The 24,300-nt window shown below is 61.8% G+C and carries 19 protein-coding genes and 4 tRNA genes; 9 read left to right on the top strand and 14 right to left on the bottom strand.

Annotated features, from left to right (window positions below):
* Window positions 1-170: 170 nt before the first annotated feature.
* On the bottom strand, window positions 171-716 hold the full coding sequence (locus HX875_RS30590; protein ID WP_177048527.1) for a TetR/AcrR family transcriptional regulator: 546 nt from the start codon (window positions 714-716) through the stop codon (window positions 171-173).
* A gap of 91 nt (window positions 717-807) precedes the next feature.
* Here HX875_RS30590 and HX875_RS30585 point away from each other — a divergent pair, with 91 nt between their 5' ends.
* The 4 genes from HX875_RS30585 (at window position 808) to HX875_RS30570 (ending at window position 5,573) form a co-directional block, all read left to right on the top strand.
* Entirely contained in the window at window positions 808-2,001 is a 1,194-nt protein-coding gene (locus HX875_RS30585; RefSeq protein ID WP_177048525.1) for an MFS transporter, read from the top strand.
* 41 nt (window positions 2,002-2,042) lie between these two features.
* Window positions 2,043-2,354 carry a cupin gene (locus HX875_RS30580; RefSeq protein ID WP_177048523.1) on the top strand — a complete coding sequence of 104 codons (312 nt, stop codon included), beginning with the start codon at window positions 2,043-2,045 and terminating at the stop codon, window positions 2,352-2,354.
* Between the two features lie 106 nt (window positions 2,355-2,460).
* A complete protein-coding gene (locus HX875_RS30575; protein WP_177048521.1) occupies window positions 2,461-3,615 on the top strand; it encodes a TDT family transporter in 1,155 nt (384 codons plus the stop codon).
* An 83-nt stretch (window positions 3,616-3,698) separates the two neighbouring features.
* Window positions 3,699-5,573, top strand: a complete 1,875-nt coding sequence (locus tag HX875_RS30570; RefSeq protein ID WP_177048519.1) for an MFS transporter — start codon at window positions 3,699-3,701, stop codon at window positions 5,571-5,573.
* A 109-nt stretch (window positions 5,574-5,682) separates the two neighbouring features.
* Here the strand turns inward: HX875_RS30570 and sugE are convergent, their stop codons facing one another.
* The 3 genes from sugE to rdgC form a co-directional block, all read right to left on the bottom strand.
* On the bottom strand, window positions 5,683-5,997 hold the full coding sequence (gene sugE, locus HX875_RS30565; RefSeq protein WP_010166396.1) for a quaternary ammonium compound efflux SMR transporter SugE: 315 nt from the start codon (window positions 5,995-5,997) through the stop codon (window positions 5,683-5,685).
* Between the two features lie 105 nt (window positions 5,998-6,102).
* Window positions 6,103-7,068: a bile acid:sodium symporter family protein gene (locus HX875_RS30560; protein ID WP_177048517.1), complete on the bottom strand. Its 966-nt coding sequence runs from the start codon at window positions 7,066-7,068 to the stop codon at window positions 6,103-6,105.
* A gap of 162 nt (window positions 7,069-7,230) precedes the next feature.
* A complete protein-coding gene (rdgC, locus tag HX875_RS30555; RefSeq protein WP_008430455.1) occupies window positions 7,231-8,151 on the bottom strand; it encodes a recombination-associated protein RdgC in 921 nt (306 codons plus the stop codon).
* Between the two features lie 161 nt (window positions 8,152-8,312).
* Here rdgC and HX875_RS30550 point away from each other — a divergent pair.
* Together HX875_RS30550 and HX875_RS30545 are read left to right on the top strand one after the other, a co-directional pair.
* Window positions 8,313-8,388 (top strand) — tRNA-Val (locus tag HX875_RS30550).
* Between the two features lie 20 nt (window positions 8,389-8,408).
* A tRNA-Asp gene (locus HX875_RS30545) sits at window positions 8,409-8,485 on the top strand.
* Window positions 8,486-8,632: 147 nt separating this feature from the next.
* Here the strand turns inward: HX875_RS30545 and HX875_RS30540 are convergent.
* From HX875_RS30540 to HX875_RS30530, 3 genes are all read right to left on the bottom strand, one after another.
* Window positions 8,633-11,038 carry a TonB-dependent siderophore receptor gene (locus HX875_RS30540; protein WP_177048515.1) on the bottom strand — a complete coding sequence of 802 codons (2,406 nt, stop codon included), beginning with the start codon at window positions 11,036-11,038 and terminating at the stop codon, window positions 8,633-8,635.
* 77 nt (window positions 11,039-11,115) lie between these two features.
* Window positions 11,116-12,096, bottom strand: coding sequence for a FecR family protein (locus HX875_RS30535; protein ID WP_177048513.1), 981 nt, complete (start codon window positions 12,094-12,096; stop codon window positions 11,116-11,118).
* 7 nt (window positions 12,097-12,103) lie between these two features.
* Window positions 12,104-12,622 (bottom strand): sigma-70 family RNA polymerase sigma factor, encoded by a 519-nt coding sequence (locus HX875_RS30530; protein WP_177048512.1) that lies wholly within the window; start codon window positions 12,620-12,622, stop codon window positions 12,104-12,106.
* A gap of 201 nt (window positions 12,623-12,823) precedes the next feature.
* On the opposite strand from HX875_RS30530, the gene HX875_RS30525 reads away from it, so the two are divergent.
* Together HX875_RS30525 and HX875_RS30520 are read left to right on the top strand one after the other, a co-directional pair.
* A tRNA-Val gene (locus HX875_RS30525) sits at window positions 12,824-12,899 on the top strand.
* Window positions 12,900-12,919: 20 nt separating this feature from the next.
* A tRNA-Asp gene (locus tag HX875_RS30520) sits at window positions 12,920-12,996 on the top strand.
* 79 nt (window positions 12,997-13,075) lie between these two features.
* Here the strand turns inward: HX875_RS30520 and HX875_RS30515 are convergent.
* Window positions 13,076-14,590 (bottom strand): MFS transporter, encoded by a 1,515-nt coding sequence (locus HX875_RS30515; protein WP_177048499.1) that lies wholly within the window; start codon window positions 14,588-14,590, stop codon window positions 13,076-13,078.
* A gap of 104 nt (window positions 14,591-14,694) precedes the next feature.
* Here HX875_RS30515 and HX875_RS30510 point away from each other — a divergent pair, with 104 nt between their 5' ends.
* Window positions 14,695-15,618, top strand: a complete 924-nt coding sequence (locus HX875_RS30510) for a LysR family transcriptional regulator (RefSeq protein ID WP_177048497.1) — start codon at window positions 14,695-14,697, stop codon at window positions 15,616-15,618.
* Here HX875_RS30510 and HX875_RS30505 read toward each other — a convergent pair.
* The 6 genes from HX875_RS30505 to kdpF form a co-directional block, all read right to left on the bottom strand.
* Window positions 15,578-16,270, bottom strand: a complete 693-nt coding sequence (locus HX875_RS30505) for a response regulator (RefSeq protein WP_177048495.1) — start codon at window positions 16,268-16,270, stop codon at window positions 15,578-15,580. The two genes, HX875_RS30510 and HX875_RS30505, sit on opposite strands and share 41 nt — an antisense overlap.
* On the bottom strand, window positions 16,267-18,918 hold the full coding sequence (locus tag HX875_RS30500) for a sensor histidine kinase (RefSeq protein ID WP_177048492.1): 2,652 nt from the start codon (window positions 18,916-18,918) through the stop codon (window positions 16,267-16,269). The genes HX875_RS30505 and HX875_RS30500 overlap by 4 nt, the downstream gene beginning before the upstream one ends.
* A gap of 130 nt (window positions 18,919-19,048) precedes the next feature.
* Window positions 19,049-21,121, bottom strand: a complete 2,073-nt coding sequence (kdpB, locus tag HX875_RS30495; RefSeq protein WP_177048490.1) for a potassium-transporting ATPase subunit KdpB — start codon at window positions 21,119-21,121, stop codon at window positions 19,049-19,051.
* A gap of 11 nt (window positions 21,122-21,132) precedes the next feature.
* Window positions 21,133-21,792 (bottom strand): K(+)-transporting ATPase subunit C, encoded by a 660-nt coding sequence (gene kdpC / locus HX875_RS30490; RefSeq protein WP_177048487.1) that lies wholly within the window; start codon window positions 21,790-21,792, stop codon window positions 21,133-21,135.
* 10 nt (window positions 21,793-21,802) lie between these two features.
* A complete protein-coding gene (kdpA, locus tag HX875_RS30485) occupies window positions 21,803-23,509 on the bottom strand; it encodes a potassium-transporting ATPase subunit KdpA (RefSeq protein WP_177048485.1) in 1,707 nt (568 codons plus the stop codon).
* Window positions 23,510-23,616: 107 nt separating this feature from the next.
* A complete protein-coding gene (gene kdpF / locus HX875_RS33305) occupies window positions 23,617-23,715 on the bottom strand; it encodes a K(+)-transporting ATPase subunit F (RefSeq protein WP_003219423.1) in 99 nt (32 codons plus the stop codon).
* Between the last annotated feature and the right edge of the window lie 585 nt (window positions 23,716-24,300).

Raw genomic sequence — 24,300 nt, 5'->3', positions numbered from 1 at the left:
GCGGAGTAATGCCGGAGCTGAGGGCACACCGAGCCTAGGCGAGGTGCCGAGTGGTGGGGCAAGAGCGTTTTGCTTACTTTTGCGCTTTTCAAAAGTGAGCCGCTGTAAGAGCGGAACCAATCGAAGCCATCACCCAAAAAACGGATATACACCCAACCCACAACCCCCACTCACCGCCGCAAAGCCAACTCAATCAACTCATGCAGCTCTTCCACCTGCAGCGGCACGGTAGAAAACAGACTGCGAAACACGGTGGGCGCGACGATCAGGTTAATCAGCCGGTCCACACTGGGCGCAGTTTCAGCGTCGCCCGGATAGCGATCCAGAATCATCTCCAACTGCCCGGTGAGAATCCCCACGCAATACCCCGGCGCCTGGCTGCATTGCACATCACGCATCATCTCGCGACCCAGGTCCGAACTCATTTCATCGCGATATTGCTCACCCCAGGCCCGCAGGTCTCCGCGCAGGCTGCCAGTGTTGGCCGGCTCACTGTCCGGACGCAGACGAGCCATGGCGACATCAGCCAGCAGCGCAGCCAGGTCACCCCAGCGGCGGTAGATGGTCGAGGGTGTGACGCCGGCGCGCGTGGCTATCTGCGGCACAGTCACGCTGGAGCGATCCTGCTCCTCGAGCAATTCACGCACAGCCGAATGAACGGATTCTTGTACCCGGGCACTACGGCCCCCCGGGCGGAGGCCTTCTTTTATCGCCATGCGTAAAACCTTAACACAAAGAATTTGCTTTAAGCGCCCTCCAGTAGCACACTCAGCAAAAGCAAAATATTAGCTTTAGCGGAGCGTGCCCATGTCCAGCGTTACTTCCCATCGTTCCAGCCTGGTGTTCCTGGCGATCACCTTGCTGACGTTCCTCGCCGCCTCCAGCGCGCCGACGCCGTTGTACCACCTCTATCAGGAAGGCCTGCACTTTTCGGCTGCGATGCTGACCCTGGTGTTCGGCATCTACGCCTTGAGCCTGCTGGCTGCGTTGCTGACGGTAGGTTCTTTGTCGGACCACCTGGGACGCAAGCCGGTGATTTTCGCCGCGCTGCTCCTGGATATGCTGGCGATGCTGCTGTTTATCAATGCCGACAGCGTCGACTGGCTGATTGCCGCCCGCACGGTACAAGGTTTTGCCACCGGCATGGCCACTGCCGTATTGGGCGCCGCGCTGCTCGACACCGACCGCCAGCAAGGCCCGTTGGTCAACAGCGTAGCGCCTTTGCTGGGCATGGCCTGTGGCGCTATGGGCTGCAGCCTGTTGGTGGAGTTCGCGCCGATGCCAACCACGTTGATCTACTGGACCTTGCTCGGCTTGATGCTGGCCCAGGCGCTCTACGTCTGGCGCCTGCCGGAAACGGTCAGCCGGATTCCCGGCGCGCTGGCCTCGCTGTGGCCCACCTTGCATGTGCCGCCCCAGGCGCGGCGTGCGTTGTGGATCTCGTTGCCGGTGGACGTGGCGGTGTGGGCCATGGGCGGCTTTTACCTGTCCCTGGCGCCCTCGCTGGTGCGGGCGGCGACCGGCTCCACCTCGAACCTGATCGGTGGCGGGCTTGTCGCGGTGTTGACCCTGAGCGGTGCCGTGATGATCTTCAGCCTGCGCAACCGCCCGGCAGACAAGGTCCTGCGCTTGGGCGCGGTACTGCTGGCGGTGGGGGTTGCGCTGATCCTCACGGCCGTCCACAGCGCCAGCCTGCCGCTGTTTTTTGTCGCCACGCTGATTGCCGGCGGCGGCTTTGGCTCGGGATTCCTCGGCGCACTGCGCAGCGTCTTGCCGTTGGCCTTGCCCCATGAACGGGCCGGTTTGATGTCGGCGTTCTATGTGCTGAGTTACCTGGCGTTCTGTGTGCCGTCGCTGCTGGCGGGCAACCTCACCCGCAGCTTCGGCTTGATCGCCACCACGGACGGTTATGGCGTAGTGCTGATCGTACTGGCGCTCGGCGCTTTGGTGGCGCTGCTGTTGCAGGATCTGGCCAGGAGCAGGGCGACGGCGGGCAGTTGATTCGGTAATAATCCGCCACCTGTATGCCTTGGGATTCATCCATGAAGATCATCCGCAGCAAAGACTTCACCGGCACCCGCGCCTGGGAGGCGCTGGACATCGCCAACATGAACGGCATCACCACCCGTTTGCACTGGACCGACCAGCCCTATCGCTGGCACGTCAACGATGGGGAAGAGGTGTTCGTTGTGCTCGATGGCCAGGTGCAGATGCACTACCGCGAAAATGGCGCCGAACAGATGGCCTTGCTTCAGGTAGGCGACATCTTCTATGCCAGCGTCGGCACCGAGCATGTGGCTCATCCACAGGGCCCGGCGCGGATCCTGGTGATTGAATCTGAAGGCAGCGTTTAACTGTATATCTGCAAAACAGATAACAGTTAGAGATATTACCCGTTATATAGATATTCTATTCGGTTCTACCATGGTCTCAACCTCATGCGAGGAAGAGGAATTCACCATGACTTGCCCGAATACGCTTCACAGCCGCTTGAAACCTTTCAGTCACCTGACCCGTCCCCGGGAAGTGATTCGCCAGTTCACCCCCAACTGGTTCGCCGCCACCATGGGCACCGGGGTGCTGGCGTTGGCGCTGGCGCAATTGCCGGTCAACGTGCCGGGCTTGCATGCCGTGGCCGAAGGGCTGTGGCTGTTTACCATCGGCCTGTTTGTGTTGTTCAGCGTGCTGTATGCGGCGCGCTGGGTGATGTTCTTCCACGAGGCCCGGCGCATTTTCGGGCACTCCACGGTGTCGATGTTCTTCGGCACCATCCCTATGGGCCTGGCGACCATCATCAATGGCTTCCTGCTGTTCGGTCTCCCACGTTGGGGCGCTGGCGTGGTGCACCTGGCCGAAGTGCTGTGGTGGCTGGACGTGGCGATGGCACTGGCTTGCGGAGTGTTGATCCCGTTCATGATGTTCACCCGCCAGGAACACAGCATCGACCAGATGACTGCCGTGTGGCTGTTGCCGGTGGTGGCTGCCGAAGTTGCAGCCGCCAGCGGTGGCCTGCTGGCGCCGCACCTGGCCGACGCTCATTCGCAACTGGTGATGCTGGTGACCAGCTACGTGTTGTGGGCGTTTTCGCTGCCGGTGGCGTTCAGCATCCTGACCATCCTGATGCTGCGCATGGCCCTGCATAAACTGCCCCACGCCAATATGGCCGCGTCGAGTTGGCTGGCGCTCGGCCCTATCGGCACCGGCGCCCTGGGCATGCTGGTGCTGGGCGGTGATGCGCCGGCCGTCTTTGCGGCGAACGGTTTGCCCGGCGTCGGTGAAATGGCCAATGGTATTGGTCTGATCGCCGGCATAACCCTGTGGGGCTTCGGCTTGTGGTGGATGTTGATCGCGGTGCTGATCACCGTGCGTTACCTGCGGGCCGGCATTCCGTTCAACCTCGGCTGGTGGGGATTTACCTTCCCGTTGGGCGTGTACTCGCTGGCCACGCTGAAGCTGGCGAGCACCCTGCACCTGAATTTTTTCAGCATCGCAGGCTGTGGGTTGGTGGCGGCGCTGGCGCTGATGTGGTTGATCGTGGCCAAGCGCACTGTGCAGGGCGCCTATAAAGGCGAGCTTTTTGTATCGCCCTGCATTGCAGGACTAGCGAATAAGTAATCGGGATTAGGTAAAGTCGTGGCCTGACTTTCTATAACAGCCTAAAGGCAATAACAGTCTCAGGCCACGCAGGAACACGGACGATGAGCCACCCCTCGCAATTCACTTTGCTGCGCAAACGGCGCTTCCTGCCGTTCTTCATTACCCAGTCCCTCGGGGCGTTCAACGACAATATCTTCAAGCAGTCGTTGATCCTGGCGATTCTCTACAAGTTGACCATCGAGGGCGAACGCTCGATCTGGGTCAACCTGTGCGCCTTGCTGTTTATCCTGCCGTTCTTCCTGTTCTCGGCCCTGGCCGGGCAATTTGGCGAGAAATTCAACAAGGACGCGCTCATCCGGGTGATCAAGATCGGCGAGATCGTGATCATGTCGGTGGGCGCGGTGGGCTTCATGTTCAACCACCTGGAACTGATGCTGCTGGCGCTGTTTGCCATGGGCACGCATTCGGCCCTGTTCGGGCCGGTGAAGTACTCGATCATGCCCCAGGCGCTCCATGAGGATGAGTTGGTGGGCGGCAACGGCCTGGTGGAAATGGGCACGTTCCTCGCGATCCTGGCCGGCACCATCGGCGCCGGGATCATGATGTCCTCCACCCATTACGCGCCGGTGGTCTCGACGGCCATCGTGGGGATTGCGGTGCTGGGCTACCTGGCCAGCCGCAGCATTCCGCGGGCGGCGGCTTCCAGCCCCGAGATGCGCCTGAACTGGAATATCTTCAGCCAGTCCTGGGCTACCTTGAAGCTGGGCCTGGGGCAGACGCCGGCAGTGTCGCGCTCGATTGTCGGCAACTCGTGGTTCTGGTTTGTCGGCGCGATCTACCTGACGCAAATCCCGGCCTACGCCAAGGAGTGGATGTACGGCGATGAGACCGTGGTGACGCTGATCCTCACGGTGTTTTCGGTGGGCATCGCCCTGGGCTCGATGCTGTGCGAGAAGTTGTCCGGGCGTAAGGTGGAAATCGGTCTGGTGCCGTTTGGTTCCTTCGGCCTGACCGTGTTCGGCCTGCTGCTGTGGTGGCATTCCGGCGGTTTCCCGCAGAACGTCCAGGCCAACGACTGGATCGAGGTGCTGAGCTACGGCCAGGCGTGGTGGGTGTTGTTCGATATCCTCGGCCTCGGCGTATTCGGCGGCTTCTATATCGTGCCGTTGTACGCGCTGATCCAGTCGCGTACTGCCGAGAACGAGCGGGCGCGGGTGATCGCGGCCAACAATATTCTCAACGCGCTGTTCATGGTGGTCTCGGCGATTGTGTCGATCCTGCTGCTGAGCGTGGCCAAGCTGTCGATCCCAGAGCTGTTCCTGGTGGTGTCGCTGCTGAACATCGCGGTCAACGCCTACATCTTCAAGATCGTGCCCGAGTTCACCATGCGTTTCATGATCTGGCTGCTGGGCCACTCCATGTACCGCGTCGAGCATAAAAACCTTGAGCTGATTCCGGACGAGGGCGCGGCGCTGCTGGTGTGCAACCACGTCTCGTTTGTCGATGCGCTGCTGATTGCCGGTTCGGTGCGTCGGCCGATTCGCTTTGTCATGTACTACAAGATCTACCGCCTGCCGGTGTTGAACTTCATCTTCCGTACCGCCGGGGCGGTGCCGATTGCCGGGCGGCATGAGGATATCCAGATCTACGAAAAGGCCTTCCAGCGGATTGCCCAGTATTTGAAAGACGGCGAGTTGGTGTGCATCTTCCCGGAAGGCAAGTTGACCTCTGATGGCGAGATGAACGAGTTCCGGAGCGGGGTGACGCGGATTCTTGAAGAGACGCCGGTGCCGGTGATTCCGATGGCGTTGCAGGGGTTGTGGGGGAGTTTCTTCAGTCGTGACCCGAACAAGGGTTTCTTTCACCGCATCTGGTCACGGGTGACGCTGGTGGCCGGCGCGCCGGTGACGGTGGAGGCGGCGACGCCCGAGGCGTTGCATGGGGTGGTGGGGAAGTTGCGTGGGAGTGTCAGGTAGTTTTTTGTTGGATTCCCTGGCCCCATCGCAGGCAAGCCAGCTCCCACATTTTGATGTGTGAACACATTCCAACTGTGGGAGCGGGCTTGCCCGCGATAGCGCGAGTGGCCTAAGCGCTGATCTTCAGCCCAATCAGCCCGCAAATGATCAACGCCACACTGGCCAGCCGAAACAGTGCCATGGATTCCCCAAACAGGATAATCCCGGCAATCACCGTGCCCACTGCACCGACACCGGTCCAGATGGCATAGGCGGTGCCCAGCGGCAACTCCTTCATGGCCAGCCCCAGCAGGCCAAGGCTGATGGCCATGGCGGCAATGGTCAGGGCCGTGGGCAGTGGCTTGCTGAAACCGTCGGTGTATTTCAGTCCGACGGCCCAACCGACTTCAAACAGTCCGGCAAAAAACAGAATGATCCAGGACATGATGACCTCCCTTGCAAGGTGGGGTCGTCCCCTGATTAATCGCTTGATGGCGTCGCGAGGTCGTCCCCGCGAAGGTCGCTAGAGTGCCGAATATTGATCAGGTGATCAAGTTTCGGACTTGTGCGCCAACTGATCGCGGTCTTCCTTTTCGCTCATCCGCCGGAAGTACGTCGACAGCAATGCCCCGGAAATATTGTGCCAGACACTGAACAGCGCACTCGGCACTGCGGCCAGTGGCGAGAAGTGCGCGCTCGCCAAGGCAGCGCCCAGGCCGGAGTTCTGCATGCCCACTTCCAGCGAGAGGGATTTGCGTTGCGCCAGGGGCAGCCCGAACACGCGGCCGGTGAAGTAGCCCAGCAGGAAACCAAAGCTGTTGTGCAGGATCACCACCGCCATGATCAGCAGGCCCGACTCGGCAATCTTCGCCTGGCTGGCGGCCACTACCGCGGCAACGATCGCCACGATGCTGACCACCGACACCAACGGCAATACCTCCACCGCATGCCGCACTCGGGCGCCCAGCAACCGCTGCGCCACCACGCCAAGCACGATCGGCAGCAACACCACTTGCAGGATCGACCAGAACAACTCCATGAACGACACCGGCAACCAGGCCGAAGCCAGCAGCCAGATCAGCGCGGGCGTCAGCAGTGGGGCGAGGAGGGTGGTGACGGCGGCAATGGCCACCGACAGCGCCAGGTCGCCCCGGGCCAGCCAGGTCATGACGTTGGAGGACGTGCCGCTTGGGCAGCAGCCGACGAGGATCACGCCGACGGCAATTTCCGGCGGCAGGTGGAAGACCTGGCATAGCAGCCAGGCAACGCCAGGCATGATCACGAAATGCGCGACCACACCCAATGCCACGCGCCACGGGTGGCGCGCGACTTCAGCGAAATCTTCAAGTTTGAGGGTCAGCCCCATGCCGAACATCACCAGGCCCAACAGCGGCACGATGGCGCCTTTGAGGCCGATAAACCAGGCCGGTTGCAGGAACGCGAGCACGGCAAAAATCAGCACCCAGTAGGCGAAGGTATTGCCGACGAAACGGCTCAAGGCGGCGAGTGCGCGCATGGGGAGGGTCCTTGTTATTAGAATGCTGGAAGTGCTAACCCGATCAACTGTGGGAGCTGGCTTGCCTGCGATAGCATCACCTGGTTTCTCCTGATAAACCGAGGTGCCCGCATCGCAGGCAAGCCAGCTCCCACATTGACTGTGTCCACATAAGGCTGGTGTTTAGATGCCCTGTGGGGTCTCTTCACCGCCCAAGGCTTCCACCAACGCGGGCAGGAAGTCGCCGAACGTCAGCATCATCAGGGTAAAGCTGGCGTCTTGTTGGCCCAGGGCTTCGTCGCCGCCGTCCTGTTCAGCCTGATCCTGCAGCAGGTCTTCGAACTTCAGGCGCTTGACGGTCATTTTGTCGTCCAGCATGAAGGACAGCTTGTCCTGCCAGGCCAGGGACAATTGGGTCACGACTTTGCCGGTGGTCAGGTGCAGCTGGATCTCTTCGCCGGTCAGGTCCTGGCGCTTGCAGCGCACGATGCCGCCGTCTTCGTGGGTGTCACGCAGTTCGCACTCGTCGAGCACGAAGAAGTCATCGGCCGGCTTCTGGGTGGTGACCCAGTCGGTCATGATGGCGGTTGGCGCGGTCTTCACGGTCAGCGGACGAACCGGCAGGGTGCCGATCACTTCACGCAGGGTGGACAGCAGGTCTTCGGCACGTTTCGGGCTGGCCGAGTTCACCAGGATCAGGCCCTGTTTCGGCGCGATGGCGGCGAAGGTCGACGAGCGACGGATAAACGCGCGCGGCAGGAAAGCCTGGATGATTTCATCCTTGATCTGGTCGCGTTCCTTTTTGTAGACCTTGCGCATTTGCTCGGCTTCGATCTCTTCGACCTTTTCCTTCACCGCGTCACGCACCACGCTACCCGGCAGGATACGTTCTTCCTTGCGCGCCGCGATCAGCAGGAAATCACCGCTGACGTGCACCAGGGGCGCGTCTTCGCCTTTACCGAAAGGGGCGACGAAACCGTAAGTGGTCAACTCCTGGCTTGCACAAGGGCGCGCCAGTTTGGTGGCCAGTGCAGTTTCCAACGCCTCGGCATCAACAGGCAGATCTTGGGTCAGGCGATAGATAAGCAGGTTTTTGAACCACATGGGGTGAGTCTCTCCTTATATACAAAGGGGGGCATTATTCTCCTCATGGCGCCATAGGCCAACCCTCGCTAAGCCATTGGAAGGCCTGAAAAAAATTATTTAAGAAAGTGCTTGCCAGACCCTGGGTCGCTCCGTAGAATGCGCGCCACACCGAAAGTGAAGGGTGATTAGCTCAGCTGGGAGAGCATCTGCCTTACAAGCAGAGGGTCGGCGGTTCGATCCCGTCATCACCCACCATTCGCTTCTTAGTGTTACGCGCAGCGGTAGTTCAGTCGGTTAGAATACCGGCCTGTCACGCCGGGGGTCGCGGGTTCGAGTCCCGTCCGCTGCGCCATATTCGGTCACCTGGAACGCTGAACGCCAGGTACCACGGAAAGCCCGCTCATCGAGCGGGCTTTTTGCTGTCTGGGGTTTGTAAAAAGCCTTGGACATAAAAACGCCCCCGATCACGTGCAGTGATCGGGGGCGTTTTTTATTGGGTTCAGAAATCCCAGCGGGTGGTAACCATCACATTGCGCGGGTCGCCGTAGTAGGCCGAGGTGTAGAAGCCGATATTGGTGTAGTACACCTTATCGAACAGGTTGTTGACGTTGAGGGTCGCTGAGAGGTTTTCAGTGACTTGGTAGCGTGCCATCAGATCCACCAGCCAGTACGGGTCTTGAGTGAATTTCTCGGACGCCTGTTTGCCGCTGTTGTAGAGAGTCTGCCAGCCAGCGCTTTGCCAGCGTGCGCCCCCGCCGAGGGTGAGTTTGTCCAGGCTGCCTTTGAGTTTGTAGCTGGTGTAGAAGCTGATCTGGTCTTGCGGCTCCCACGTGGAGACTTTCTCGCCTTCGGCATCACGTGCGATTTTGTGGGTATAGCCCGCCTGCAGCTGCCAGCCGGGTTTAAGTTCTCCGGAGATTTCCGCTTCGTAGCCTTTGGTCTTGGTCTCGGTGCCTACATAAGCTCGGTCGTTTCCCGGAATCGAGTTGAAGAGTGTGTCGGCCAGCGGGCGATTTTTTTCATGCACCTCGAAATAGGCGAGGCTGGTGTTCAGGCGCCCGCCGAAGAACTCGCCTTTGATACCCAGTTCATAGTTCTTGCCCTCATTGGGGTCAAGCATCTTGCCTGTACGGTCGGTGTACTCGGTATGGGGCTGGAAGATCTCGGTGTAGCTGGCGTAGGTGGAGAAGTTGTCGTTGAGGTCATACACCAGGCCGGCATAGGGCACAACCTTGCCGCTCTCCTGGCTCTCTCGGGTGCCTGTGACTTGGTAGTTGGCGACCCTGCCTCCCAGCAACAGGTGCAGTTCGTCCATCAGGCTGAAGCGTCCCGTGATGTACGACCCCGTCTGGCGGGTGGTCAGATCATTGATCTTGGTGGGTTGGTTCCACAGCGGCTCAATCGCTTCACCATGCCACTGGTAAAAGTCATAGGAGTTATCAAAATAGGTCGCTCTGCCATAGTCCTTGCCTTTCCATTTGGAGATGGACAGTGACTGGCCCACCACCAGTTGGTGTTCGCGGCCTAACAATTCGAATGGCCCCGAAGCGTAGACATCCAGGCTATCGGCGGTGGTTTCGCCGGTGTACTTTTGCGCCCAGATCGAACTCTCGGTTGCGCTGTCCTGGGAAATGTAGCCCAAGGGCGAGTCATAGCCGTTGACCTGATGGTGGTACTGGCCTTTGGTCACCCAGCCATTGTCGAAGGTGTGTTCGAGGGTGGCGAACGCCGTGCGGCTGTACTGTGCCCAGGAGCTCCATTTCGGGCCGTTATTGAATGAGCGCGGCAGGTTAAGGCGGTTACCCATGGGGTCGAAGACGGTACGCGAGCCCGTCCAGCTGGAGCCTTTTGGATCACTGTCCTGATAGTCTGCGCCCAGCGTCAGAAGGGTATCTTCGTCCAGGTCTACTTCAAGAATGCCGTAGTAAACGCCGGTCTTGCGTGAATAGTGGTCGAGGAAAGATTTTTTGTCCTGGTAGGCCGCTACTGCCCGGCCGCGCACGTTTCCGGTTTCGGTCAGCGGGCCACTGACGTCAACCTGTGTGCGGTAGTTGTCCCAGGTCCCGGCGCCGAGTTCGATGTTGCCCTGGAAGTCGGCGGTAGGCTTCTTGCGAATCAGGTTGATGGTGCCGCCGGCGCCGCCCGCACCGGTGAGCAGGCCGGTAGCTCCCTTGAGCACTTCGACGCGGTCATAAATGGCCATGTCGGTCAGGGTCTGGCCTGCCGAGTACTGGGTGTCACGTAGGGTCGGGATGCCATCGTATTGGAAGTTGACGATGGAGAAACCGCGGGAATAGTAGTTGGTCCGCTCGGAGTCATAGGTCGATACGGTAATGCCGGGTGTGTGGCGCATCACATCGTCGATGGCCGTCAGGCCGAAATCGTCCATCACCTGGCGGGTCACTACCGAGATCGATTGCGGTGTTTCCCGTGGCGTCAGCACCAGGCGGGTGGCGGTGGCGATGGTACCTGGGGTGTAGGAACCGGTGCCCTCCGTAACCGTGCCGAGTTGGTTGGCGCTGACTTGAGTGGTGCCCAGTTCCATGGCGCCAGTGGCCGCAGGAATGGCTTCCACTGCATACACCTGGTCGCCTTTGATCACCCGGTAGCCGCTGCCCTGAAGCAACCTGTCGAACCCTGCGTCCACGCTGTAAGTGCCTTTCAGCCCAGGCCCGTTCAGCCCTTCCAGGTTGTGGGACTGGAACACAATCGCCACGCCTGCCTGCTGGGCAAACCGATTGAGGGTGGCGCCGAGCGGCCCGGCGGGGATGTCGTAGGCGTGTGCCGCAACGTTTACCGTGTCGGCCTGGGCCAGGTGGATATCCAGCAACGTCGTCGCGAGCAATGTAAGGGTCAGCGGTGCGCAACTCAGCAGGCGTCTGCGAGGGTGGGAACGGGCGGGCATGGCGAGGGCAGTCCTTTAGTGATCGATATACCTTCCTTGACGGGCAGCCCGAAAAAAAGCGGAAGCAATGCGAATAATTATTTTTTGCTCTCGGCACTCGGGCTGACGATCATCAGCCACGGCGTAAAGGTTTTCAGCTTGATGGGCAGGGTTTGGGCCAGCATCTGCAAGGTGCGGTCGGTGTCGTCCAGAGGCAGTACGGCGGAGACCTTGAGGTTCGCCAGTGCGGCTCGATCAAACTGCAAGCGCCCTGAACGGTGACGGGCGATTTCGTCCAGCACTTCCGGCAGCGGCCGGTTATCCACCACCAGTTGGTGGCGATGCCAGGCTTCATTGACGCTCGCCGTATCGACGCTGCCCGAGAGGCGCACTGCATCCTTGCTGACCCGCGCCTGTGAGCCCGCGTCCACTTCCAGGGTCTGCTGGCCATTCGCACTTTGGGCGGCAACGCGGGATTCGAGCATGCTCAATACGGTGACATCACCCTCGCGCTTCACCACAAATCGTGTGCCCAACGCGCGCAAGGTGCCTTGGGTGGTCTGCACCACAAATGGCCGCTCGCGATCGTGAGCTACTTCCACCAGGATCTCGCCTTGCAGCAATTCGATGCGCCGCTGCCGGCTGTCGAAGTGCAGGTTTGCCGCACTGATGCCGTTCAGGGTGAGCGTGGAGCCGTCCGCCAGGCGCAGGGTTTTCCATTCGTGGGGGCCGTTGTGCACATCGGCCATCCACTGTTGTGGGTAAGGGCTGTAAAGCAGCGCCGCGGCGGGAAGGGCCAGGCTGCAAGCCAATACCAGTGCGCGGCCGTAGTGCTTGCGGGTTTTTCCATGCCGTGGAAACGCCGCATTCAAGGCCGCCCGCGCCGGGGCTTTTTGCCCGCGCAGGGCCTGCATCCGCGCAACCACGCCTTCCATGCGTGCCGCTGAGGCCGCGTGTTGCGGGCCTTGCTGCTTCCAGCGTTCGAACGCCTGGCGCTGGGCCTCGGTCAATTCGCCTTCGTGCAGGCGAATCATCCATTCGGCGGCTTGTTCGTCGATCTGTTGGCGGGAATCAGTCATGCGCGGCTCAGATGTCCACGCTGTGGCTGCAATGCAGCAGGGCCTGGATCAGGTATTTGCGCACCGTACGCTCCGACAGTTTCAGTTGGCGGGCGATTTGTTGCTGGGTCAGGTCTTCGAGGTAATACAGCACAAACGCCTGACGCATGTTGTCGTGCATGCCTTCAAGAATGAAGGCGATGTGCTCAAGGGCTTCCAGGGTGGCGTGGAGCCGTTCAGGCGACTGAAACCCTTCCAGGGTCTCCACCGTCAGCATCAGTTCCTGAAGGTAGGCGTTCTCAATCTGCTTGCGCCGGGCCTGGTCGATGATCAGCCGCCGGGCAGTGGTGCTCAAATAGGCCCGGGGCTCGCGAATGCCGGTCACCGATTCGCGCGTGTGCAGAATCCGCGCGAAGGTATCCTGCGCTACGTCGGCGGCGTTGTGGGTACAGCCCAGTTTTCGGCGCAACCAAGTGAACAGCCAGCTGTGATGCTCGCTGTACAACTCGGTAATCTCCCGTTGGAACGGCGGTTCACCCACAGACATAAGGCGCGACCCAGGTGTTATTGAGAATAATTGTTAATTGTGGGGCCAAGGCTTGGGCAAACGCAATAGACTCGCGTTTGCACCCAAAGCGCCGGTTTTGCGGGGTGCGCGCAGTCACAGGCAAAATATTTTAAATAAATTGCATTTAAATCATGACATTACGAAAAATTGCTATAGAATGCGCCCCACACCGAAAGTGAAGGGTGATTAGCTCAGCTGGGAGAGCATCTGCCTTACAAGCAGAGGGTCGGCGGTTCGATCCCGTCATCACCCACCATTCGCTTCTTAGTGTTACGCGCAGCGGTAGTTCAGTCGGTTAGAATACCGGCCTGTCACGCCGGGGGTCGCGGGTTCGAGTCCCGTCCGCTGCGCCATATTCAGGTCACCTGGAATGCTGAACGCCAGGTACCACGCAAAGCCCGCTCATTGAGCGGGCTTTTTTGTGCCCGGGATTCAGCTCAACGACTGAACCCCCGGCTCGGTTTGCACTGGCGCAATGCTGTTTCGCCCCATGAAGACCAGAACCACCATCGCCGTCAGCACGGTGAGTCCCGCGAGCAGTTGCAGCAAGGTGTTGAACCCCGCGATGTAGGCGCTGCGCAGTGCTTCCAGCGGGATGACCGCCGAGGCCAGTTGCACGTTACCCATGACCAAGCCTTGGGCAATCACTGAAACGTCGACCCCCGCGCGACCCTTCAGGTGATGCGCCACCAATGCCCCCAACACCGCCATCGTAATCGCCAGCGCCACGCCTTCACTGGCAACGCGCGTCGTATTGAAAATCCCCGCCGCCATTCCCGCGCGCTCTTTCGGCACCACGCTGATCGCCAGGCCATCCATCAAGCCCCACGGCAGCCCGGTGCCGATCCCGATCACCAGCATCGCAGCGACGGTTTGCCCGGGCTGCTCAGCCAGGCTCAACCCCCACAGGCCCGCCGCCGCGATCAGCAGGCCAATGGCACACAACACGCCGGAAGGCAGCCAGCGTGTCAGGGCGGCGGCGATCATCGGCACCACCAGCATCGGTGCCGACAGCGCCAGCATCATCAGGCCCGCCTCCAGCGCGCTGGTGCCTTCCACACCAATAAACCGCAGGGGCAGCAACACGATCAGCACGATGTAGCAGTAGCAGGTGCCGATTGGCAGGAGTTGCACGCCAAGAAAACGCGGGAAGCGAAATAGCCGCAGGTCCAGCATCGGCTGGCTTGAGCGGTTTTCGACGACGATAAACACCAGCAAAAACACTGCCGCCGCCACCAGCAGTGAATCAACCAGCGGCGACGCCCAGCCATGCTCCGGGGCCAGGATCACCGCCGTGGTCAGGGCCACCAGCATCGCCGAAAACGTCAGCACGCCAGGAGTGTCCAGGCGCGATGCTTGCGGGTCACGGCTTTCGCGCATTTTCGGCGCGGCAAACAGCAGCGAGAGGCCGGCGAGCAGGGCGGTGCCGAGGAAAATCGCGCGCCAGCCCCAGTGTTCGATCAGCAACCCCGAGAGCAACGGCCCAAACGCCAGGCCGGCGCCGAACGTCGTGCCCAACAAGCTGAAGGCGCGGGTGCGGGCGTGGCCGTCAAACTCCTGGGCGAGGGCGGCGCAGCCACTGGCCAATGCGGTGGCCGCTGCCACGCCCTGTACCCCGCGCAATACATCCAGCCAGAAAATGCCCGGCGCCGCTGCCAGCTGCAGGGAGACCACAGCAAACAGCGCCATGCCCCACAGGAACAGACGCTTTCTCCCATAAAGATCGGCGAGGGTGCCGGCGGCCATCAACAGGCTGCCGAAACTCAGCATGAACGCGTTGGTGATCCACGCCAGTTGGCTTGGCTGGGCCGCAAAGGACTGGCCGATAAAGGGCGTGGCGACGGCACCGCCGGTGAAGCTCATGGGCAATACCAGGGCCGCCAGGCAAATCGCCGCGAGGATGGAATAGCGGCCATGGTCGGGCGCGGATTCGGTTGCAGTGTTCATGGGGCATTCCCGCAGGTCTGAAGATTTAAAGACTCTAATCAGGATGCAATCGTGGATAAACGGGCTTACATTCCGTTCATAACGGACTTGATGGATGCAATGACGTGACCGATAACCTGAGCGGTGTGCTCGCCTTCGTAAAAACGGCAGAAGCCTTGAGCTTCACCGGCGCGGCCCGGGCGATGGGGATTTCCGCCTCGGCGGTGGGCAAGAATGTCGCCAAGCTTGAGGCGTCGCTGAATGTGCGGCTGTTGCACCGCAGTACGCGCAAGGTCAGCCTCACCGCCGAAGGCCAGTTGTTCTACGAACGCTGTCGGAAAATTATCGACGACCTGCAAGACGCCCGCGCCATGCTTTCCCATGCGATGCAGGCACCCCGGGGCAAGCTGCGGGTCAGCCTGCCCACCATTGGCTATCGGTTCCTTTTTCCGCACATGGTGGCGTTCCGCAAAGCCTACCCGGAGATCGAGCTGGAGCTGGATTTCAACGATCATCTGGTGGACGTGATCGAGGAGGGGTTCGACGTGGTCATCCGCAGCGGCGGCCTGGCGGATTCGACCTTGATGGCCCGCAAGCTCGGGCCGTTCAGGTTTGTGTTGTGTGCGTCGCCCGAGTACCTGCGCGCCAACGGTCGGCCGCAATCCCTGGGCGACCTGGAGCACCACCCGTGTTTGCGTTACCGCTTCGCCACCACCGGAAAAATCATGGACTGGACCTTGTCCGCCAACCCGGCCATCACCCAATTGCGCCTGCCCACCGCCCTGACCTTGAACAATATGGAGGCCATGCTCAGGGCTGCAATGGATGGCCATGGCATTGCCTACGTGCCGGACTTCCTGGCCCGCGAGGCCCTCGCCCAGGGCCAACTGGAAACCGTGCTCGACGGCCACTCCGACGACCAGGGCCAGTTCTGGGCCCTGTGGCCGTCCAGCCGGCACCTGTCACCGAAAATACGCGTATTTGTCGACTTCGCCGCCGCGCATCTGTTCACAACCCCACCAGCCGGTAGCCCACCTGCAACTCGGTAATGAAGTACTGCGGCTGGGCCGGGTCCGCCTCCAGCTTCTGCCGCAGATGCGCCATATGCACCCGCAGATAGTGGGCGCGGTCCACGTAATCCAGGCCCCACACTTCCAGCAATAATTGGCGATGGGTCAGCACCCGGCTCTGCCCGCGGATCATCGCGCACAGCAGGCGGTATTCGATAGGCGTCAGGTGCACCGGTTGGCCCTGGCGCCACACTTCATGGGTCGCCAGGTCCACTTCAATCTCGCCAAACGCCACTTTGCTGGTGGCCGCCACCGTACCGGTTTGCCCGTGTCGACGCAGTTGCGCACGGATGCGCGCGAGCAACTCGGGCACGCCGAAAGGTTTGGTCAGGTAGTCGTCGGCGCCGGCGTCCAGGGCGGCGACTTTTTCTTCTTCGCGATCCCGTGCCGACAACACCAGGATCGGCACCGCCAGCCAGCCCCGCAGCTCACTGATCAACTGCTTGCCGTCGCCATCCGGCAGGCCGAGGTCGACAATCACAAGGTCCGGCTGGCGGCTGGAGGCGTGGATCAACGCGCGCTTGACGCTGTCGGCCTCGAACACCTGGAAGCCCTCATCCTGCAGGGCGATGCCGACAAAGCGGCGGATATTGGCCTCGTCTTCAACAATCAGAATGCGTGCAGTGCTCATAGGGCGTCCATTGAGGGCGGGGTGCCCGCCGGTAAAGTGATGACGAAATGCATGCCGCGCTCGCGGCCAGGCTTGGCTTCGATGCGCCCGCCGTGGGCTTCGACGATGCGTTTGGCCAGGGCCAGGCCCAGGCCGATCCCGGCGACGGAGGATTCCTGCTGGCCACGGGCAAACGGTTCGAACAGATTGGCCGGCGCGCTGCCCGGGCCGGTGTCGCTGACTTCCAGGAGGATGCTGTCCGACACGGCACTGGCGGCCACGGTGATAAGCGTGCAAGCCGGGGTGTACTTGGCAGCGTTGTCCAGCAGGTTGACCAGCACCCGTTCGATCAGCAGCGCGTCGACTTCCACCAGTGGCAACTGCGGGTCCAGCGTGGCATGCAGCACATGCCGGGCCAGTGGTTCGCGCAATTGGCGCAGGGCGCTGCCGACGATCTCTTCCAGGGAATGCCATTGCCGGTTGAGCCGCACGCCGCGCTCTTGCATGCGGGCCATGTCCAGCAGGTTTTCGATCAGGCGTTGCATTGAGGTCGCCTGCTCGTGAATGCCGTGCAGTAACTCGGTCAGCGGCCCCGGCGGCGCATGGGGCAGGGCGGTGTCGGCAGCGCCGATCAGGGTGGTCAACGGTGTGCGCAGGTCGTGGGAAATCGCCGCGAGCAGGGTGTTGCGCATCTTTTCGCCTTCCATCTGCACCAGCGTGCTTTGCGCCACTTCAACGAAGTGCACACGCTCCAGGGCAATCGCCAACTGGCTCATGCAGGCCTCCAGCAGGCGGCGTTCTTCGGGCTCGTTCAAGCGTTCGCTTTGCGCCAGTTCCAGCACCAGCACGCCGCGCACGCGCATCGGTGCCTTGAGCGGCAGGTAGCAGCCCTTGGCGGCGGATAACGTGTCGGTGCCCTGGCCGGCGGACTGGCCGTGGTCGTAGGTCCATTGGGCGATGCTGTCGTCGATCGGCAGCCCGCCCGCGCCCACGCTGTGCACGCCATCGGCGGCGTCCGGCAAGGCCAGGCCGACCCGCGCCTCGAACACGCCGCTGAAGGTGCGCAGCGCCACTTCGCTGATCTGCTCCACGGTCAGCGCCGCCGACAGGTCGCGGGCCAGGCGTGCCAGCGAGGTGGCGCGGCGCTCCCGGGCGGCGGCGGTGCGGGCTTCGTGGCGCAGGCGGGCGGTGAGTTGCCCGGTGATCAGGGCGATGCCGAGCATCAGCGCAAAGGTGAAGAAATACTGGGTGTCATTGACCGTAAATGAGTAGCGCGGCTGGACGAAAAAGAAGTCGAAACACAGCACCGCCAGCATCGCCGCCCAGACGCCGGGGCCGCGTCCAAAGCGCAGGGCCACCAGCACCACCGTGAGCAGGAACAGCATCACCACGTTGGCCAGCTCGAACACTTGCAGCAGCAGCGAGGCGATGGCGCTGGCGGTGAAACAGGCGAGGGTGGCCCAGATATAGGCCAGGGTTCGGCCAGGTGCGGGTGCGGTTTTTTCAATGACGGGAGCCGTGCCCGGCAACACGCCATGGGCGATCACGATCTGGTCGATCTGTGGATGGTGCCGGCTGATCCGGTCGCCCACCGACTGATGCCAGAACCGCCACGCCCGGCGCGGGTGATGGCCGAGCACCAGGCGATTGGCGTTGTGTTCCCGGGCACACGCGGCCAGCGCTTCGGCGACGTCCATGCCCGGCAATGTTGCGGTGTCGGCGCCGAATTCGGCGGCCAGGGCCAGAGTTTTCATCGCGGTGAGGTAACGCTTGGCGCCGCGACCTTGGGCTGCAGCGACGTGCACTACGATCCAGTCCGCCTCAAGCTTTTGCGCCAGGCGCGCTGCTTCGCGCACCAGGCGCTCATCCCCGGCGTCACCGGCCACGCCCACCAGCAACCGCTCGCGGGCGGGCCACAGGGTCTTGATCGACTGTTCGCGACGGTACACGCGCATTTGTGTGTCGACCCGGTCGGCGGTGCGGCGCAGGGCCAGTTCCCGCAGGGCCAATAAATTGCCCTTGCGGAAAAAGTGCCGCGACGCGCGCTCGGCCTGGGGGCCCAGGTACACCTTGCCGTCCTTCAAACGTTGCAGCAGGTCATCCGGCGGCAGGTCGACCACCACCACTTCGTGGGCGTTGTCGAACACGTGGTCGGGTACGGTTTCCCGCACCCGAATGCCAATGATCCCACTCACCAGATCGTTAAGGCTTTCCAGGTGCTGGACGTTGAGTGTGGTCCACACATCGATGCCGGTGCTGAGCAGTTCTTCCACGTCTTGCCAGCGTTTCGGGTGGCGTGAGCCGGGCACGTTGCTGTGGGCCAGTTCATCCACCAGCAGCACGGCGGGATGGCGTTGCAGGGCGGCGTCGAGGTCGAATTCGGTGAGGGCAAAGTCGCGGTGCAGGCGCTGGGCGCGGGGCAGTTGTTCGAGGCCGTCGAGCAGGTCGGCGGTTTCCTGGCGGCCGTGGGTTTCCACCACGCCGGCGAGTACGTCGCGGCCGAGGCTGGTTTCCCGTTGCGCTGCGTCGAGCATGGCGCAGGTCTTGCCCACGCCGGCGTTGGAGCCGAAGTAGATACGCAATTTGCCGCGCAAGGCGGCCTGTTCTTCCTGCTGGACCCGGGCGAGGAGGGCGTCGGGGTCGGGGCGTTCTTCATTTAATGCGGGCATGTCATTCCTCAAATGGACTGTAGGAGCGAGCTTGCTCGCGAAAAACAGGAGAGCGCCGTTGGGTGTCAGGTTTCCCGCGTTATCGTTGACGCCCTTCGCGAGCAAGCTCGCTCCTACAGTGGATCGGGTGCTACACGAGGCCCAGCCCGGTCAGCACCATGTCAATCAGCTTGATCCCGGCAAACGGCACCAGTACGCCGCCCAGGCCATAGATCAGCAGGTTGCGATTGAGCAGCGCCGCCGCGCCAATCGCGCGATAGGTCACGCCGCGCAGTGCCAGCGGAATCAACGCAACAATGATCAGCGCGTTGAAAATCACTGCGCTGAGAATCGCCGAGTTGGGGCTGGTCAGGTGCATCACGTTCAGCGCGCCGAGTTGCGGGTACGTCGCGACAAACGCCGCCGGGATGATCGCGAAGTACTTCGCCACGTCATTCGCCACGCTGAAGGTGGTGAGCGCGCCGCGGGTCATCAGCATCTGTTTGCCGACCTCGACCACCTCGATCAACTTGGTCGGGTTGCTGTCGAGGTCGACCATGTTGCCGGCCTCTTTCGCCGCCTGGGTGCCGCTGTTCATCGCCACCGCCACGTCGGCCTGGGCCAGCGCCGGTGCGTCGTTGGTGCCGTCGCCGGTCATGGCCACGAGCTTGCCCTGGGCCTGGTAGTCGCGGATCAGTTGCAGCTTGTCTTCCGGGCGCGCCTCGGCGAGGAAGTCATCCACGCCGGCTTCCACCGCAATCGCGGCGGCGGTCAGCCGGTTGTCGCCGGTGATCATCACGGTCTTGATGCCCATGCGCCGCAGTTCGGCAAAACGCTCCTTGATGCCGCCCTTGACCACGTCCTTGAGCTCCACCACGCCCAGGGCTTTTGCACCGTCGGACACCACCAGCGGGGTGCTGCCGCGGCGCGATACTTCGTCGACCTTGGCCTGCAGGGCTGCCGGAAAACTCCCGCCCAACGCTTCTATATGACTGCGGATGGCATCCGCTGCGCCCTTGCGGATGCCTCGGCCTTCGGGCAGGTCGACGCCGCTCATGCGGGTCTGCGCGGTGAAGTGCACAAAGCTTGCGCCCAGGGCGTTGATGTCCCGCGCGCGGATGTCGAATTTCTGCTTGGCCAACACCACGATGCTGCGGCCTTCCGGGGTTTCGTCGGCCAGGGAGGCCAACTGCGCGGCGTCGGCCAACTCGGCTTCCTTGATGCCCGGCGCCGGCAGGAAACTGCTGGCCTGGCGATTGCCCAGGGTGATGGTGCCGGTCTTGTCCAGCAGCAACACGTCGATGTCACCCGCCGCCTCCACCGCTCGGCCCGAGGTGGCGATCACATTGGCCGACATCATCCGGCTCATGCCCGCCACGCCGATGGCCGAGAGCAGGCCGCCGATGGTGGTGGGGATCAGGCACACCAGCAACGCCACCAGCACCGTGGCGCTGACCACGCTGCCGCTGCCGCTCATGGCCACGGCGAAAATCGAGTACGGGCTCAGGGTGGCGATCACCAGCAGGAACAACAGGGTCAGGCCCACCAGTAAAATCGTCAGGGCGACTTCATTGGGCGTCTTCTGGCGCTTGGCGGATTCGACCATGGAGATCATGCGGTCGAGGAACGACTCGCCCGGGTTGACGCTGATGCGCACCACCAGCCAATCCGACAGCACGCGGGTGCCGCCGGTGACCGAGGAAAAGTCGCCACCGGCTTCACGAATCACCGGCGCCGATTCGCCGGTGATTGCGCTTTCATCCACCGAGGCCACGCCTTCGATCACCACGCCGTCCAGCGGCACCAGGTCGCCGGCTTCGATCAGCACCACCTGGTCCTTGCGCAACAGCGTTGCTTCGGTGGGCAGCCAGGCCGCGCCGTGCTTGGGTTGTTGCAGCAGCTTGGCCAGGGTCTGGCGTTTCATCCCCCGCAGGCTGGCGGCCTGGGCCCGGCTGCGGCCCTCGGCCAGGGCTTCGGCGAAGTTGGCGAACAGCACGGTGAACCACAGCCACAAGCAGATGCTGAGGATAAACCCGCTGGGCGCTTCACCCTGGCCACCGAGGGACTGGAACCACAGCAGCGTGGTGAGCAGGCTGCCCAGGTACACCACGAACATCACCGGGTTTTTCCACTGCGCCTGGGGCAGCAGTTTCTTGAACGCATCGGCGCAGGCAGTGAGCACGATGGCGCGGTCAAACAGAGGTAAACGAGCATTCTTGATCATGGGGGAATCTCTTACTCACTGGCCGCAATAGGGGGCTGACGCAGAGGCAGGCGGGCGTCCAGCGCGAGGTTGAGTTGCAGCACATTGACCCGTAGTTCGCCGAGCAAGCCGAGGGTGCGGCTAGCGGTGTTTTCGTTCACCAGTTGCAGCACGTCGGCTTCCGGGATCTGCCGCAGGCGGGCGACCCGTGCCAGCTGGATTCGCACGTTGGCTACCGAGATATGCGGGTCCAGGCCGGAGGCGGAGGCGGTGACTGCATCCACCGGTACCTGGGCGTCAGCGGCGAGGCCGTTGTCCTGGCGGTAGGCTTTAACGCGGGCCGCGACCTGGTCCACCAGTTTCTGGCTGGTAGGGCCCAGGTTGCTGGCGCCGCTTGAGCCTGCGTTGTACGGCTGCGACACGCTTTTGCTTGGGTCTTGCGGGTCGGCGCCGAGGGTCATGCTCGGGCGGCCATGGAAGTAGCCGGGCTGGGTGAAATCCTGGCCGATCAACGCTGAGCCGATTACCAGCCCGTCACGTTCAATCAGCGAACCCTGGGCCTGGAACGGGAACAGCAACTGCGCAGCCAAGGTGGTGAAGGCCGGATACGCGAGGCCGGTCAGCGCCATGAAAAACACCGCGGAAACCAGCACCGGGCGCAACAGCCCTTTGAATATCGATTGAGTCGTCATCAAGGTGTCCTTAGTTGTACGTCTGGCCGGACAGCAACTGCAGTTGCTCCACCAGCGGGCCGAGCGCGAGGGCCGGCAGGAAAGTCAGGCCGCCCACTACCAGCACCACAAACACCACCAGCACCATGAACAGTGGGGTCGCGGTGGGGATGGTGCCGGCGCCGGCAGGCACGGTCTTTTTCATCGCCAGGGAACCGGCCACGGCCAGCATCGGCAGCATGGTGAAGAAGCGTCCGATCAACATCGCGAGGCCAATGGTGGTGTTGAAAAACGGCGTGTTGGCGTTCAACCCGGCGAACGCCGACCCGTTGTTGGCGGTGCCGGAGGTGTAGGCGTAGAGCACCTCGCTGAAACCGTGCGGGCCGAGGTTGTTGAGGCTGGCCATGGTGTCGGGCCACAGGGCGGCGAGGGCGGTGAAACCGAGGATGCTGATGGGGTGCGCGAGCACCGAGAGCATCACCAGTTTCATCTCCCGGGCCTCGATCTTCTTGCCGAGGAATTCCGGGCTGCGGCCGATCATCATGCCCACCAGGAACACCGTCAGCAGCGCGTACTGGATCAGGTTGATAAAGCCCACGCCGTCGCCGCCGAACACGCAGTTGAGCATCATCTGCGCCAGGGGCACGAAGCCGCCCATGGGGGTCAATGAGTCGTGCATCGCGTTGACCGAGCCGGTGGTGGCAGCCGTTGTGGTGGCGATAAACAGGCTGCTGTCGGCGATGCCGAAACGCAGCTCCTTGCCCTCCATGTTGCCGCCGCTTTGCTCGATGGACAGCGTCTGGTTGGCACCGGCCTGGGTCAGCAGCGGGTTGCCGTTTTGCTCGGCGCCATACACCAGCGCGAGGAAGCCTAAGAACATCACCAGGAACGTGCCGAAAAACACCCAGCCCTGACGGCGTTGCAGCAGCATGCTGCCGAAGGTGTAAGTCAGTGCCGACGGGATCAGCAACATGCTGAGGATGTGCAGCGCGTTGGTCAGCGGTGTCGGGTTCTCGAACGGGTGCGCGGCGTTCATGCTGAAGAAGCCGCCGCCGTTGGTGCCGATATGCTTGATTGATTCGAAGCTCGCCACGGCGCCGACAATCAACTGCTGTTGTGCGCCTTCAAGCGTTGTGGCCAGCGCTTGTGAAGCGAAGGTTTGCGGCATGCCTTGCCACACATAGACCAGCGCCATGCCCACGCACAGCGGCAGCATCACGCGGTACAGGGTGCGGGTGAAGTCGACCCAGAAGTTGCCTATATCCGCCGAGCTTGAGCGGCTCAGGCCACGGATAAAACCGGCGGCCGCGACCACGCCCGAGGTGGCGCCGACGAACATCAGGAAGGTGATCACCGCCATCTGGCTGAAGTTCGACAGGCTGGTTTCGCCCGAGTACGCCTGCCAGTTGGTGTTGGTAATAAAGGACGCGGCGGTGTTGAACGCCAGGTCCGGGGTTTGCGCGGCCAGCCCGAGGGGGTTGATCGGCATCACCGCCTGCAAACGCAGGATGAGGTAGCCGAGCAGCATCATCGCCGCGTTCGACAGCAGCAGGGCGGAGCCGTAGCGGGCCCAGCCCATGGTTTCGTGCGGGTCAATGCCCAGCAGGCGATAGGTACAGCGTTCCGGCAGGGCATGGCGGGTCCCGGTAAAGACCCGGGTCAGCCACTTGCCCATCAGCGCGGCGAGCCCGGTCATCAAGGCCAGGACCAGCGCAAATTCCAGCAAAGTGCTTAGCATGTCGAGGCTCCGTTCAAATCTTGCCCATGGCGACAATGGCCATGGCTGTCGCGGCGAAAAACACCAGGGAGAGGGCGATAAAAATCACGTCTAACATGGCGGGCTCCCTAGAACTTTTCGGCGCGGATGAGGGCGTAGCCCAGATAAGCGAACAGCCCGACGGCGCATAAGCCGCTGGCGATATAGATGAACTTGAGTGTGAGCACGGTGGAACTCCCCTGATTAATAAGCCGCGATTGCGGACGCGGGGAGGTTAAGAGGTTGGGTATCAAGTTCGGGCACTGATTGCCGGTGCGGGTATTAAGACGGTGTATAGATGGATTTGTGGTGGGCGAACGAAAACAAGGGATAGCCCGGGGGTGGGGTATCCCTTGAAAGTCTGGGGTTCTGCTGCTTTTGATGATCAGCTTATTTGGCTTTCTTTTTCTTTGATTCGCGGGTGGCGAGTTGTTCGAAGCAAAAGGCGGCGGCGCCGAACAGGGCGATCATTGAGAGGACGATCATGCCTAAAGTTGAACTTTCCACGATGACTTCCTGCGGGGGTGATTGGTGTGGAGTTCACAGTAGTTTAGGGGGGATTAGTTGCTCAATAGAGACGACGTAAACGTTATGGCTTGGGTTGAATCTATACGGAATCTTTACGTGGCTGTTGTGTGTATATCCGTTTTTTAGGTAACGGCTACTTATGGTTTCGCTCTTACAGCGACTCACTTTGGAAAAGCCCCAAAGTAAGCAAAGGGCTCTGCCCCGCCTGTCGGCACCTCGCTAAGGCTCGGTGTTCCCTTGTAAGA

This window comes from Pseudomonas yamanorum (assembly GCF_013386765.1).
GTDB lineage: Bacteria > Pseudomonadota > Gammaproteobacteria > Pseudomonadales > Pseudomonadaceae > Aquipseudomonas > Aquipseudomonas yamanorum_A.
The sequence above is the reverse complement of the archived record's forward strand: the minus strand, read 5'-3'. Positions and strand labels throughout refer to the sequence as shown.

Bases quoted from the DNA above. Each gene is read 5' to 3' on its own strand.
- HX875_RS30590 (WP_177048527.1), bottom strand. From the start codon at position 716: ATGGCGATAAAAGAAGGCCTCCGCCCGGGGGGCCGTAGTGCCCGGGTA.
- HX875_RS30585 (WP_177048525.1), top strand. From the start codon at position 808: ATGTCCAGCGTTACTTCCCATCGTTCCAGCCTGGTGTTCCTGGCGATC.
- HX875_RS30580 (WP_177048523.1), top strand. From the start codon at position 2,043: ATGAAGATCATCCGCAGCAAAGACTTCACCGGCACCCGCGCCTGGGAG.
- HX875_RS30575 (WP_177048521.1), top strand. From the start codon at position 2,461: ATGACTTGCCCGAATACGCTTCACAGCCGCTTGAAACCTTTCAGTCAC.
- HX875_RS30570 (WP_177048519.1), top strand. From the start codon at position 3,699: ATGAGCCACCCCTCGCAATTCACTTTGCTGCGCAAACGGCGCTTCCTG.
- sugE (WP_010166396.1), bottom strand. From the start codon at position 5,997: ATGTCCTGGATCATTCTGTTTTTTGCCGGACTGTTTGAAGTCGGTTGG.
- HX875_RS30560 (WP_177048517.1), bottom strand. From the start codon at position 7,068: ATGCGCGCACTCGCCGCCTTGAGCCGTTTCGTCGGCAATACCTTCGCC.
- rdgC (WP_008430455.1), bottom strand. From the start codon at position 8,151: ATGTGGTTCAAAAACCTGCTTATCTATCGCCTGACCCAAGATCTGCCT.
- HX875_RS30540 (WP_177048515.1), bottom strand. From the start codon at position 11,038: ATGCCCGCCCGTTCCCACCCTCGCAGACGCCTGCTGAGTTGCGCACCG.
- HX875_RS30535 (WP_177048513.1), bottom strand. From the start codon at position 12,096: ATGACTGATTCCCGCCAACAGATCGACGAACAAGCCGCCGAATGGATG.
- HX875_RS30530 (WP_177048512.1), bottom strand. From the start codon at position 12,622: ATGTCTGTGGGTGAACCGCCGTTCCAACGGGAGATTACCGAGTTGTAC.
- HX875_RS30515 (WP_177048499.1), bottom strand. From the start codon at position 14,590: ATGAACACTGCAACCGAATCCGCGCCCGACCATGGCCGCTATTCCATC.
- HX875_RS30505 (WP_177048495.1), bottom strand. From the start codon at position 16,270: ATGAGCACTGCACGCATTCTGATTGTTGAAGACGAGGCCAATATCCGC.
- HX875_RS30500 (WP_177048492.1), bottom strand. From the start codon at position 18,918: ATGCCCGCATTAAATGAAGAACGCCCCGACCCCGACGCCCTCCTCGCC.
- kdpB (WP_177048490.1), bottom strand. From the start codon at position 21,121: ATGATCAAGAATGCTCGTTTACCTCTGTTTGACCGCGCCATCGTGCTC.
- kdpC (WP_177048487.1), bottom strand. From the start codon at position 21,792: ATGACGACTCAATCGATATTCAAAGGGCTGTTGCGCCCGGTGCTGGTT.
- kdpA (WP_177048485.1), bottom strand. From the start codon at position 23,509: ATGCTAAGCACTTTGCTGGAATTTGCGCTGGTCCTGGCCTTGATGACC.